This window comes from Mucilaginibacter pineti, assembly GCF_900101875.1.
Classification (GTDB): domain Bacteria; phylum Bacteroidota; class Bacteroidia; order Sphingobacteriales; family Sphingobacteriaceae; genus Mucilaginibacter; species Mucilaginibacter pineti.
In genome coordinates, this window is sequence record NZ_FNAI01000017.1 from 69,403 (window position 1) to 83,147 (window position 13,745).

General features: G+C 45.2%; 9 protein-coding genes. All 9 read left to right on the forward strand.

What is annotated here, in order from left to right:
* Positions 1-32 precede the first annotated feature (32 nt).
* Complete coding sequence (locus BLS59_RS26395) at positions 33-995, forward strand: hypothetical protein (protein WP_091155079.1); 963 nt, start codon at positions 33-35, stop codon at positions 993-995.
* Between the two features lie 90 nt (positions 996-1,085).
* Positions 1,086-2,513, forward strand: coding sequence for a PP2C family protein-serine/threonine phosphatase (locus BLS59_RS26400; protein WP_091155082.1), 1,428 nt, complete (start codon positions 1,086-1,088; stop codon positions 2,511-2,513).
* A 3-nt stretch (positions 2,514-2,516) separates the two neighbouring features.
* On the forward strand, positions 2,517-6,605 hold the full coding sequence (locus BLS59_RS26405) for an FtsW/RodA/SpoVE family cell cycle protein (protein WP_091155085.1): 4,089 nt from the start codon (positions 2,517-2,519) through the stop codon (positions 6,603-6,605).
* A gap of 134 nt (positions 6,606-6,739) precedes the next feature.
* Entirely contained in the window at positions 6,740-7,531 is a 792-nt protein-coding gene (locus BLS59_RS26410) for an FHA domain-containing protein (protein WP_091155088.1), read from the forward strand.
* A gap of 839 nt (positions 7,532-8,370) precedes the next feature.
* Complete coding sequence (locus BLS59_RS26420; RefSeq protein ID WP_091155093.1) at positions 8,371-9,306, forward strand: ring-cleaving dioxygenase; 936 nt, start codon at positions 8,371-8,373, stop codon at positions 9,304-9,306.
* Positions 9,307-9,308: 2 nt separating this feature from the next.
* Positions 9,309-9,929, forward strand: a complete 621-nt coding sequence (locus BLS59_RS26425; RefSeq protein WP_091155096.1) for an alpha/beta hydrolase — start codon at positions 9,309-9,311, stop codon at positions 9,927-9,929.
* A 472-nt stretch (positions 9,930-10,401) separates the two neighbouring features.
* Entirely contained in the window at positions 10,402-10,983 is a 582-nt protein-coding gene (locus BLS59_RS26430; protein WP_091155099.1) for an RNA polymerase sigma-70 factor, read from the forward strand.
* 147 nt (positions 10,984-11,130) lie between these two features.
* On the forward strand, positions 11,131-12,309 hold the full coding sequence (locus tag BLS59_RS26435) for a retropepsin-like aspartic protease (protein ID WP_091155118.1): 1,179 nt from the start codon (positions 11,131-11,133) through the stop codon (positions 12,307-12,309).
* Positions 12,310-12,448: 139 nt separating this feature from the next.
* On the forward strand, positions 12,449-13,609 hold the full coding sequence (locus BLS59_RS26440) for a FecR family protein (RefSeq protein WP_091155121.1): 1,161 nt from the start codon (positions 12,449-12,451) through the stop codon (positions 13,607-13,609).
* Positions 13,610-13,745: the final 136 nt, after the last annotated feature.

The window sequence follows — 13,745 nt, forward strand, 5'->3', positions numbered from 1 at the left end:
ACGGTTTCCGTTAAACATATATACTTAACTAAATGGAATCAAAATCTACATTTTGGCAAAAGATAGGTTTGCAGGACTGGTTTCTGCCCAATGGCAAGGCCGCGGCTGTTGCAGCCATCAATAATAAATCGCTCACGCCCGATGATGTTTATATGTACATCATCGAAAAATTTAAGGAGTCCATCGGTCAGCTTTCTTTTGCCGATAGGGTAGTGTTTTACCACGAGTTCATCATCAGCTTTAACGAAGAAGATTACCAGGAGTTTATCAATAACCGCTCGGGTTTGTTCGGGATTATCGTGCATGAATCGGTAAAGAAATTTTATGAGCTGCTGCGCGATCACCAGGAAGTAGGTAAAAAGGTAGAGCCATCCAGCTCAAAATGGGTATTCAGACTCGTATCTCATCCTGATTATGCCAAAGGCGATAAGGGATTTATTGGCAAGCTGTTACCCGGCAGCAACAAAAAAGAAGAAAATTTAAGGGTTACATTTATCCCCCGTCATACTGGTGTTGCCCAAACCCTGGATATCAGCAACGATATTTTAAAGGGTTTTACCTATTACAGCGAGGGCTATTATGAACTGCCCTATGCCAACGATTTGCATTATGACGAGAAGGAAGTAGTAAAGGCTGGTCAGCAGGTTTTGGCCCGGCTTGATACCATTATGCCCGATAAACAATTTGTTGGCCGCAAGGTGGAGTTTTTAATGAAGGATGATGACATTGTGGTATCGGGCAATGAAGATACCCGCGATGATCAGGCCGTATTTAAAATTCCGAGCGATTGGGTAAATACCCCGCACCTCCGCATCCGTATGAATAAGGCCGATGGCAAGCTATACCTTACCTCGTTTGGCGAGCTTACCATGATAAACGAGCAGGAAGTTACCCGCAGCGATATAAACTCGCCGCAATGGGTAGAGCTACCTTTTAATTCAAAGATCCTGCTGAACGGTATCATAGGTATCAACATATTTAAACCCGAGGCCTGATGTCACAAATATTATCAATAGGCTTATTGGCAATATGCGTTTTATTATTGCTGGCCCATTTTATCGACATAAAAAATTCCAGTAAAAACCATGAGCAATAATTTTTTCGGAATAACAGATACCGGTAAGCAGCGGGATAACAATGAAGATACCTTTATTGCCCAAAAAGCCCTTGATGGTAATTTTATTATTGCCTGCGTTATTGATGGTGTAGGCGGCTACGTAGGCGGCGAGGTTGCTGCTGAAATTGCGCGCGAAAGTATTTTGCAGGAACTAAGCTATATAGCCGGCGATATTACCCCCCTGCTGGTAAATACCTTTAATAAGGCCAATCAAAAGATCTACAATAAAAAACTGGAAGATAAGGGACTGGAAAACATGGCCTGCGTGCTCACGCTGGCGGTGATAGATATAAAGAACAACCAGTTTTACTATGCCCATGTTGGCGATACCCGCCTGTATTTGCTGCGCGATCATTCGCTTATAAAAATTTCAAAAGATCATTCCTTTGTGGGTTTCCTGGAAGATTCGGGCAGGCTTACCGAGGAGGCGGCTATGGAGCATCCAAAGCGTAATGAAATTAACAAGGCCCTTGGCTTTAACCCCAATATTGGCAGCGATGCTGACTTTGTAGAAACCGGCCACTCGCCATTTTTACCCGGCGATATGCTGCTGGTTTGCAGCGACGGCCTTACCGACCTGGTTGATAAAACGCAGATAACCCGTATACTTACCGGCGATAGCACTATTCAAGATAAAGGACAAAAATTAATTGATGCCGCCAACCATAAAGGCGGTAAGGATAATGTAACGGTGGTTTTGGCGCAAAATGACAAAGCACCCCGTCAGCAAAGTGCTACCAAACCCATAGCCACCGTAAAACCAGCCGAACCGGCTGATGATTTTGTAAAACCAACAAAACTACCCGATGGACCTTTAACCGTACCCGTAAAACAAAAAAGCTATCGCGGAACGGTGGTGGTATTGTTTATAATCCTGGCATTGGTTTTAGCCGGTTTTGTATGGCAGCTTTGGCTTAATCGCCAGCTTACACAGCCACCGGTTGTTAAAACGGTTATACCACCCGCAAAAGTTAAAAATGCGCAGGAACTTAAACTGCAGGATACCATTAATAAGCTAAAAGGCAACACGCTGGTGCTAAACGAGGCCGACTATAAACAGCCGATCATCATTAGTGATACACTGCATATCCCCAAGGATAGCCTGTACATAAAGGCGAAGGGAAAAATAGTGTTCCAAAGGGATACGGCTTACAACGGCCCTGCTTTTACGCTGTCGCCAAAGGCCAAATATATAGTGCTGGACAGCCTTACTTTTGATGGCTTTCATGTAGCCATTGCTACCCATAACGATGCCCTGGTTTTAAAAAAAGTGATCTTCAGCAATTGCGATATCCCGGTGCAAACGTCCTACCTGTTCCCCGGTAATAAATATGTTTCGGGCAGGTTATTTGGCGGCATGTTTAAAATAGATACTTTACAAAAAGCTACGCACTAAATAATGGCGCAACCTATACCCCAAAAGCCCGGCAGAGGATTGGAGCGGCTGTTTTTACTGTTCACCGGTATTATACTGGCGGTGCTGTTCGGCAAGCTTTATATGGTGCTGCAACAAAAGTTTACCGATGTTGATAGTCGGCTAAAGGACGGTACCATTGTAAACCTCAACGCGCCCAATACCGCCAAAAACGTTGCCGCACTGCTAAAAAAAGGCTACTATTTTGATGATCCCAGGGATGTGGATTATATTGAAACCGTTATTGGCAGCCGCGTAAATACCGGGCAGGCTTTTGACAATGCAGGTGAGCTCAACAAACGTAAATACTACGTTAATGCCGACGAGGCCTTTGCCCAGGGGGGCGAATCATTTAAAAGCAGGGTGTTGGTTTCGCGCACTTTGCTTGGCTATAACGGTGCCGATTCGGTACGTTTTGCGCAGGAGCTTAAATCGCCCCCGCAAATCCCAACCCAAACAGATCTTAACCTGGGCGAATACAGCATACACGGTACCATCAGTTTTAAAAAGAAACCCGTAGCAGGTGTATTGGTGCGGCTAAACATGATACTGCCCCGCGATAGTATCTATTCCGACGAGGAAACCATCGCCAAAAACACCACTACAGAAAATTCCCCGGCGTTTAAAAAGGTATATGTTTTAAATGCCGATAAAAAGCGCCAGCTGCAATCGCTCACGGCCTTTGCCCGTACAGATGCCAGCGGCCAATATGAATTTAAAAACCTGCCCACCGGCAAGGCTTTTGAATTGCTGCCGCTGCAACCCGGCTATGAGTTTGGTATCTCCAAAGGTATTGTGGATCTGGACGCCAATAAAACGCTTGATTTTGTACAATCGCCGCATAGCATTAAGCTGCTCTCTACCCGCGATTTTAATATCCTGAAAAAAGAGGGCGCGTTCATTGTACGTACCATAGATGATTTTAATACCTGGTACTGGATAATTGCCGGTTGTTTTTTTGCAGGTTTTATCATCATCCATATCCTGTTAAGCACTCGTTTCCCGCAGGCCGATCAATTGCTCCTGCCGCTGGTGATGATGCTGACCGGTATCTCCTTTTTAACGTTGCTTAGTTTGCAAGATCCCCTGCGCGATAGGTTTTTAGCTAAAGACACGCTGGTTTATTTAGGCATCGGCATATTGGGCATCTGTATAATCCAGTTCATCAAACTCCGCCGCCTCACTGCCGATTCCACGCTTTACAGGTTATTGCTGTTTAAGCAAGTACGCAGCGCGGCCAATGGCTGGCCCTGGGCGGTTGCGGCAATGGGCATCCTGTTCAGTACTATTTTATTTGGTACCGGACCCGAAGGCAGCGGTGTAAAAGTGAACCTGCTCGGCTTTCAGCCCAGCGAAATAGTTAAATACCTTATGGTTATTTTCCTGGCGGGATTTTTTGCCGCCAATGAAAAGTTTATCAGCCAGTACGCCAGCTGGGGCAAACGATGGTCGTTTTTTTCATTTGCGCTGGTAGCCACCGTGGTTACCCTGCTGCTGTTTTTAGTACTGGGCGATCTTGGTCCGGCTATGGTGATCTGCTTTACGTTCATTATCCTGTTCTCCTTTTCGCGCGGCGATTTTTTGCCGATGGCCGGTTTCGTGGTATTATTTGTACTCGCTACCTGGTTTTTTGATAACGTTTGGCTTAGTGCCGGCATCACTTTTGGTATTTGGGGCCTGGTTGGATTTTTAAAGCCCCGGCTGCTCAGCGAATCGGCATTTATGGCCTTAATAGTTGTTACCGCCTTTTTAACCATCGATAAAATTCCAGGGCTTGATAAAATTATCCCCGGTCCGGTTCAGCGGCTGGTGGAGCGCAAGGCCATCTGGCAGGATGCCTGGAACAATGAAGTATACGGTGGCGACCAGGTAGCCAACGGTCTTTGGGCTATGGCCAGCGGCGGTTTAACCGGCACAGGCGTAGGGCAGGGTTTTGCCAAAACCATTCCCGAAGCACATACCGATATGATACTGCCATCCATTGGCGAAGAATTTGGCTGGGCAGGTATGGCAGCCGTGTTTATCCTGTTCCTGCTGTTTTTACACCGATCCATAATTATTGGGCGGCAAACGGGTACGCCCTTGCTGTTTTACCTCAGTGCGGGCATCGGTACCTGTACCTTTGTGCAGTTTTTGTTGATAGCGGGCGGGTCGATAGGGGCGTTGCCATTGTCGGGCGTGTCACTGCCATTTGAAAGTTATGGCGGTTCGTCGCTGGTGATCAATTTACTGGCAACAGGGTTCTTGCTGTCGGTATCAATGGTACGGGGTACGCAGGTACAAATGAGTTTTATTACCAAACAGCAGGATAAGAATTTAGTGCCCGCCCTTGCCGCAGCCCTTGCTGCAGTGGTTTTGCTTACCGTAAATGTATCGCGCTACAGCGCCGATAATAAAAAATGGGTGGTAAAACCAGCCTTGGTTGCCGATAAAAGCGGGCTGCGTATGTTTAGCTATAATCCGCGTATTGCCATATTAATGAATAAGCTGCAGGCCGGTTCATTGCTGGATAGGAACGGACTTATCCTGGCTACCAGCAAACCGCAGTTAATAGAAAAGCAAAGTAAAAAACTGGCCAAACTCGGCATCCTGCATTATGATCTGGATTCGGCCATGCACAAAAGGTTGGACAGGTTTTACCCCTTTGAAGAACAAATGTTTTTTTGGACGGGCGATGCCAACACCGGTGTATTTAACGGCAGCACCAACGGTTATTTTGGCGAGTATGAACACGCCGCCGAACTGCGCGGCTTTAAAATGCCGGTAAGCAGCTACAATGTAAAAGCATCCCGCTACCAGGAAGACAGGTTTTTGCCCCGTGGCGTAAAAGAAATGACGGTTAATAAGCGCGATTACAGCGCCCTTGCGCCGCTGTTACTTACCGACTTTAACGGCCCGGAAGTAGCAGCCTTTAAAAACCGCAACCGCGATGTAAAGCTTACGATGGATGCCCAGCTGCAAACCGAAATTCAGCAGTCAATAGCTACGGATACTTCGCTGTATGATAACCGGGTATCGGTAGTGATCATGGAGGCCCATACCGGCGATGTGCTGGTATCTGCCCAATACCCGTTGCCGCCGGTGCATAACTGGGATCAGCTTACGATGTCGCAGACCGATCAGAATAAGCTTTCCACCTGGATGACGACTACTGATCTTGGCTTTACCTATGCCTCACAACCGGGGTCAACGGCTAAGGTATTAACGGCCATGTCGGCATTTAATAAGCTGGGTATCGACGCGCAGAATGTTACCTATCATGTAAGTACCGAAGAACGTATCCGTACCAAAGGCATCGAACCGGATGAAACCGGGATGATAACTATGGAGCGGGCCATTGCCAAATCAAACAACGTATACTTTATAAAGCTGGCCAACCAGGAGCATCTGCAGGAATACATGGGCACCCTGTACCTTAAAACCGGGATGTTTTTGCATGGTGTGGGTGGCTACTACTATAATAAACCGGCAAATAACGATCAGCAGGAAGAAAAATGGCGGGAACTATGGCGCAAAACCGAATTTAATACCCGGCCGCGTTATGATCCTAACAACATCCATAAAACAAGGGCAAAGGGTATCTCGGGTATGGCCTGGGGACAAGGCGAGCTGATTGCCACCCCGGCGGCTGTAGCCAGGCTGGTATCGGGTGTAGCCAATGATGGCGTTTTGGTGGCCAACAGGTTTGTGCTAAAAGTAAATGATTCGGTAACTTCGGTAAAAAAAGGTATTAAACTGGCCGAAAAGCCCGAATATGCCGGTCTGCTTACGCAATACATGATAGCCCAAAGCGCGCCGAAAGTGCCTATATTAGGCATTGCCGTTGCAGGTAAAAGCGGTACGCCCGAGCGTATTGTTAAAAATAAAAGCGTAAACGATGGCTGGTACGTATTTTTTGCACCCGAGGCAAATGGCAAAAGCAATATGGTGGTTTGTATCAGGGTAGAATCAACCCGTGGATCATCAGATGCGGTACGTTTGGCCGGTAAACACGTAATACCGTTTTTATTGAAAAAAGGGTATATGAAAAGTATGAAGCCCGAAGTGGTGCAGGGTTTGGGATTTGAGAATTAGGAGTAAGCTTTCGAATTTGGGAATTGAAATTTCGGATTTTTAGAGTTTAGCTTTTTCTTATTAGGATTTAGTGTTTAGAATTTAGAGTTTCCTGTTTTTAGAATTTAGAATTTCATTTTTTAGAATTTCACAAAATGGCATTTAGTTTTTTCAGCAAAAATAGCGGTAATAAAGCATGGGACGTAAAAGGCTTGCGCGAAGCATTACTGCAATATATAAAGGAGGCCCTACAGAAAGTAGAAGGTGGAGAAGGTGCGCACATTAAAGAATTGCTGCTTTTTATAGCGGCTTCGCCGGAGGATAAGCACATTTATGAAGGCGCGGTGTCGGTACATGAAAAAGAAAAATTTCGCAACGAGATCCAAAAAATAGCCGACGATTACGCCCTCGATCTGCCCGCCGACTGGACTATTGAAGTGGCTTTTACCGATCAATTACCGTCAGATGCCCCCCGGATTCCCGAACTCGACGCGGCTTTTGCCATGCTTACCCGCAAACAGGTGGCGCACAATGCTTCATCAGCGGTAGCGTACATCAGGATATTAAGCGGCGAGGCCGAGCAGGAGGAATATATTATTAAGGCTACCGACGGCAAAATGAACATCGGCAGGGATAAAAAAGCGGTAACGGAAAATGGTTCATACCGGCTTAATAAAATGGTTTTCCCGGCTGTAAGCAACGACGAAAGCAATAAATTCATCAGCAGGCAGCACGCCCATATTGAATGGGACAAGGAGCATGAGTGTTTCATGATCTTCGCCGATGAGGGAGGTGTACCGCCCCGCAACAAAACCAAAATTCACATTGCCGCCGATGGCAAGATGATCAAACTCAACTCCACCCAAATTGGCCACCCCATGAATGAAGGCGACCAGGTAATCCTCGGTGAATCGGCCGTGTTTTTGTTTAGTACAAAGGCGGAGTAGTTTTCTCTGCAAACCGGTTCGACTCACCCCGACTCCGCTTCGCTGGCCGACCCTCTCTCCGGCTTCGCCGCAAAGAGGGTGAAGAAGGTTTTTTCCTTTTCTCTGATTTAAATAATCTCAAATTCTGCAATCCCCTCTTTCCAGCGAAGCTGAAGAGAGGGTGCCCGAGCGCAGCGATGGGCGGGTGAGTATTCTGCGATTAGTACAAAGGAAGAAGATTGTACACTTTGTCATTCCGAACGAGGTACGAGGAGGAATCTTATGCGGCTCTGCATAGCGTTTCGACTCACCCCGCCGGCACTTCGTGTGGCGACCCTCTCATACCTTTGCGCTCGTTTGTAACCACAGGTGTTGGGAAGAGTAAAATGTTGTCATTTCGATACGAGGAACGAGTGAGAAATCTTATGCGCTATGCTCTTGGAGCTTTGCATTCCGCAGAAGATTTCTCCTTCGCGCCACGCTTTTACCCGCCCGGGCTCTATCGAAATGACAAACTTTTTATAAAATTCAGTCTTCCCAACACCTGTGGTTTGTAACGAGTGGTTAAAGTGTTCTTGCGTCTGCGACGCTTCTTCGCGATGCAATCGCATAATTGTGTTAGGCACTCGTTATAAACGAGCGCAAGAGATGTAATATCAAATACCCCCCCCCACACACACTTTCCAGCGAAGCTGAAGAGAGGGGGCCCGGCCGCAACAATGGGCGGGTGAGTATTCTGCGGCAACAATTATCTTCCTTCCCTTTTTTCTTATCCTACATCAAGTGTCAACCTTGTTTTACGGGGTAAATTTGAATCATAAAATAACAGCAACAACTCAAATTTAAAAACAAGGAACACAATGGAAAATACAATAAACGGCATCCACCACATCACTGCAATTGCAGGCAACGCCAAAAAGAACTATGATTTTTATACCCGTGTTTTGGGCTTAAGAATGGTAAAGAAAACCGTGAACTTTGATGATCCGGGTACTTACCATTTATATTATGGCGATAAACAAGGCACCCCCGGTACTATTCTTACATTTTTTCCGTGGGAAGGTATCTCTGCCGGCAGGCGAGGTGCAAGGCAGGTGACCGAAATTGGTTATTCGGTACCAGAAGGCAGTTTGGATTTTTGGTTGAAAAGGTTTGATGCCAACAACGTTATCTATAACAAACCTTCAGAAAAGTTTGGTGAGCAATACCTTACCGTGCTTGATCCGGATGGCTTAAAGCTTGAACTGATAGTTCCAAAAACAGCCGATACACGTTTGCCCTGGGAAACAGCCGAAGTAACAGCCGAAAATGCTACACGCGGTTTTCATAACATCACCATAACATCAAACAAGATTGAGGCAACCGCCAAAATACTTACCGACGTATTTGGTTACAGGTTATTGGAGCAGCACGTTAACCGTTACAGGTTTATTACCGACGCCGTTGACAATGCCGCTATTGTTGACCTGGTTGAAGTAGCCGGAGAAGTGGCAGGGCATGTTGCAGGTGGTTCTGTTCACCATGTTGCTTTCAGGGTTAAAAACGAGGCCATATTGATGGAATACCGCGAAAAAATTGCAGCCTTAGGTTTGCACATAACTGATAAAATAGACAGGAATTACTTCTATTCATTGTATTTCCGTGAACCGGGCGGTGTATTGTTTGAACTGGCTACAGATAACCCGGGTTTCTCTGTTGATGAACCGGTTGAAGAACTGGGCCAAACCCTTAAATTGCCATATCAGCACGAGCATTTACGTGAAGAATTGGAACGTACTTTACCATCATTAATATAATTATGTACACCCATAGCAAACAAATAGTAACAGCGGGCACGCCCGTTGATAAAGCAAAAAAAGCCATCATTATGCTGCATGGGCGTGGGGCATCGGCAGCAAGTATTATATCCCTGAAAGATCATCTTGCGCTTGATGGCTACGCCATCTTCGCGCCGCAGGCTACCGAATATAGCTGGTACCCATATAGCTTTATGGCGCCGGTAAGTAATAACCAGCCCATGCTTGATTCGGCATTGCAGGTAATTGGCGAACTGGTTGCCGATATAAAGCAGCAGGGCATTGCGCAGGAGAACATTTATATCCTGGGATTTTCGCAGGGTGCATGTTTAACGCTGGAGTATGCAACCCGCAACGCGGGCAGGTACGGCGGCATTATAGCCTTTACCGGCGGATTGATTGGCGAAAAGCTGGTTACAGAAAACTACCAGGGCAATTTTAACCAAACCCCGGTACTCCAAACCACCGGCGATCCCGATCCGCATGTACCGGTAAGTCGGGTTAACGAAAGCGTGGCAATTATAGAAGGTTTAAATGCTCAGGTAACACTGAGGATATTTAAAGGTCGCCAGCATACTATTAGTGGAGAGGAACTGGCATTGGCCAATGAGCTATTGAAATAAGTTTTTTTTAAGTGATAATGATTGATGAAGGGCCGCCCGTGAGGGCGGCTTTTTTTGTGGGGTTTGCTAATAACTGTATGAGTAATCCGAAAACGTTGTCATTTCGACGAGGTACGAGGAGAAATCTTGTACGATATACATATCGAACAAGCATAGCACACTTACAAAGCCGCATAAGATTTCTCACTCGTACCTCGTATCGAAATGACAAAATTTATTTTACAATGATTTTGGAAGTCGTATTTATTCTCTCGTAACAAATCAAATACAAAACTGCAAATGCCAGCCCCGTTAGGTTACTTTATGCAACCAATAAACTAAATTTAGCTTACCAGCCCTGTTATTATCACAAGCCGTTAAACTGCTGTAAGTATTTGCAGTACAGGCATAAATAGTAAATGGATGTTTTTATATAAACATTCAGTTAATATTAATTAAATTTAACGTTATTGGATGTTAATCCCGTTTTAGTATGCCCAATAAGATAGTTTTAAGTGATATGGACCTTATCGACCGCTTAAAGGCGGATGATGAAACGGCTATATCGGCTATCTACAAGAAATACTGGCAACTGTTATATGTTTCGGCATATAATGTACTGAAGGATAGGCAAGCCTGCGAAGATATGATCCAGGAACTGTTCATCAAACTCTGGAAAAACCGGGCCGCCATCGAAATCAGCGTATCATTAAAGGCTTACCTGTACGCGTCTATCCGGTACGAGGTTTACCGGCAAATGCGAAGCGGGCCCGTCCGAAGCGACATTTTTGACGATCTGCCCCAACGCCTGCAAACCCCCGCTGATTACGAGAACATCGAATACAAGGAACTCATAGCCCAGGTAAGTTCGGTAGTGGGCACACTGCCCCAGAAATGCAGGGAGGTTTACCAATTAAGCAGGGATGAGTGTTTAACCCATAAACAAATTGCCCTGCGGCTCAATATCTCCACTAAAACTGTCGAAAATCATTTAACCAAAGCGTTAAGGCAATTACGTACCTCGCTGGGTAGCTTTTTTTTGCTGCAAATGGTTATGCTTTTGCTGAAAAGGTGAATTAATCATTATTAGTAATTTATCAGACACATTATTCAAAGATAATCTCCTCTTAAAGCAGGTATCAGTATTTTCTGTTTTTTTATAGTACTATGTATTACATATTACTATTTAATGTATACCTTTGTCTTGATTTAATTATGTTTTATGAAAAGTTGGTCATTCTTTATCTGTCTATGCGCAGCTATACCCGCGGGTATAGCACAAACACGCCTGCCGCTAATTCATTCAGGCAGCGAAAAAGCTATCATTATAGATGGTAAATACGTAAAAACCGATTGGCAATTTGATCCTAACGCCAATCAGGATACTTATTATGTCAACGTACCCCGTGCTGATAGCAGGGTTATTTTCCGTACCGATCAGGCTGAACTTAAATTTAAGACCCGCTTTGGCCGGGAATATAATTTCTTAGTTGTTTTAAACAATAAGGATACTTGTCATATCTGCATCAGCGCAAAGGATGGACCTGCGGTAAGACAGGCTGTAACTGGCCATTCCTATCCAGATACAATTCCTTTCATGCTGAAAGGGGCGCGCGTTTATCTTGCCGGCAAGTTGAATGGTGATCACGCGGTTACGATACAGTTAGACTTTGGGGCAGGCGGCGCTATTGTAAATAAAATGGTTTCGGAACAATTGGCGCTACAGTTCGACGGGAAGACCATGACCAGTAATACGCAGGGTTTGAACGAAGCGAGGGCCAGTACGCATAATAGGCTGGAGATTGGGCATCAGCAATGGACAAACCTGCCGTTTACCGAGGTTGGCAACATGCAGATGGGTGAAGATGTCATTATTGGTAATGGTCTGTTCCGGGACAAAGTGATCGAACTGGATTACGACAATAAAGTGCTGATCGTATATAATAACCTGCCGTCAAAGGCAAAAAAATATAGGGTCCAGCCAGTATACTATGAGCAAGACCGGCCTAAATTTGAAGCAACGATCATGCAAAATAACCAGCCTTTTAACTTTTGGTTTTTGTTTGATACCGGCAGAGATGGCACCATGCTCATAGGTAAGGATTTTACAGGGCAAAGCGATAACTGGAATAAACTGCAGGCTTTGATGGTGCTGCCTGATGGACGTAAAATCGTGAGGCTGGACGCAGTCATCAGCGGGCAGAAGATTAAGGACATTGTAACCAACGCCGCTGATCCGGTTAACGCAGCAAGCCGACCTACATTAATTGGTAACCAGGTGCTCAACCATTTCAACGTGATATTGGATAACCCCAGGGGCTTGCTATACCTTAAACCGAATGGCAGGTGGAAAGAACCTTACTCCAACTACGACGATTACTTAAAGACAATTAAAAAGTAGGTTGTTTCGCCAAGCATTAGTTATGATTAAAGTGTATGAATTTTTCTTAACGCTCTCACTAAATTTAATAATTACTGCATTTTTTTGATTAGCATTAGGGGATACCCCGGTTTTTATACTCTCCTTATAAAAACCAATTGTGCAAAAGCAGGAATTTCTTCAATTAGTTGATAAATACCTTAAAGGTCAGGCCTCTGACCGGGAGGAACAACTGTTGCTGAATTTTTTCGACAGTTTTCAATCCGATGAAGATTGGGACAAAGCCGTATCAGGCACAAAACAACAGCTGGAAGATAAAATGCTGCAGCGGCTTCAACACGCGGTACGGCAATCAAACAGTCAACAACACCGCGGCGTTTTTAATCTTTTTACGTTCAGGAACATTGCGGCGGCTGCCATTACGTTTGCCATTATTGGTACTGCTGCTTTTTATGGCCTTAAACAACGTGCAGTTAAACCCTTAACGGCTGCTAATAAGCCAGTGGTAAAGCACGATGTAAACCCCGGTAAAAACGCGGCCATCCTCACGCTTGATAATGGCGAACAGGTAGTGCTTGATTCGGCTAAAATTGGTACCCTGGCAAAAAAGGGGAAGATCAGCATAAAGAAAACTAAAGACGGGCAGGTGATTTACACTGCCGATAAAGGTGCCGCACCGGCAGGTGCACAGATCTCTTATAATACCATCAGTACGCCCCGCGGCGGCCAGTACCAGGTAATACTGCCCGATGGTACCCGGGTTTGGCTCAACGCGGCATCGTCATTAAAATTCCCTACCGCTTTTGTTGGTAACCAGCGTAATGTTGAGCTCAATGGCGAGGCATATTTTGAAGTGGCCAAAAACGCCGCCAAACCTTTCAATGTAAAAGTTAACGCCATGAACGTGAAGGTTTTGGGTACACACTTTAATATTATGGCCTATAATGATGAGGATGCCATGAAAACCACCTTGCTTGAAGGATCTGTCCAGTTAATAAACGGGGCTTTAAGTAATTATTTAAAACCGGGAGAACAGGGCGTTGTTAAGGGTAATAATGTGAAGGTGATGAGTGTAGATGCCGACAAGGCCATCGCCTGGAAAAACGGCTTCTTTGAGTTCGACCGTTCAAGCATTGAGGATATCATGAAACAGCTTTCGCGCTGGTACGATACCGAAGTTACCTATGAAGGTAAAATGCCCGATGACGAGTTTGTAGGAAAAATTGAACGGAGTGTAAAGCTATCGCAGGTACTGCATGTGCTGGAGTTAAATCACGTTCATTTTAAAATAGAGAATAAAAAGATAACTGTAACACCATAACCAAACTAAAAACCACCAGCAATACTTATGAAAAAAAACCGACGAAGCCAGTAATACCACTTTTCTTCCCGCTTATCCATAAAAAAACCGGAAGGGCTGCAACCCTCCCGGAGTAAAATATTTGGATCAGGCTATC

Bases quoted from the DNA above. Each gene is read 5' to 3' on its own strand.
- BLS59_RS26395 (WP_091155079.1), top strand. From the start codon at position 33: ATGGAATCAAAATCTACATTTTGGCAAAAGATAGGTTTGCAGGACTGG.
- BLS59_RS26400 (WP_091155082.1), top strand. From the start codon at position 1,086: ATGAGCAATAATTTTTTCGGAATAACAGATACCGGTAAGCAGCGGGAT.
- BLS59_RS26405 (WP_091155085.1), top strand. From the start codon at position 2,517: ATGGCGCAACCTATACCCCAAAAGCCCGGCAGAGGATTGGAGCGGCTG.
- BLS59_RS26410 (WP_091155088.1), top strand. From the start codon at position 6,740: ATGGCATTTAGTTTTTTCAGCAAAAATAGCGGTAATAAAGCATGGGAC.
- BLS59_RS26420 (WP_091155093.1), top strand. From the start codon at position 8,371: ATGGAAAATACAATAAACGGCATCCACCACATCACTGCAATTGCAGGC.
- BLS59_RS26425 (WP_091155096.1), top strand. From the start codon at position 9,309: ATGTACACCCATAGCAAACAAATAGTAACAGCGGGCACGCCCGTTGAT.
- BLS59_RS26430 (WP_091155099.1), top strand. From the start codon at position 10,402: ATGCCCAATAAGATAGTTTTAAGTGATATGGACCTTATCGACCGCTTA.
- BLS59_RS26435 (WP_091155118.1), top strand. From the start codon at position 11,131: ATGAAAAGTTGGTCATTCTTTATCTGTCTATGCGCAGCTATACCCGCG.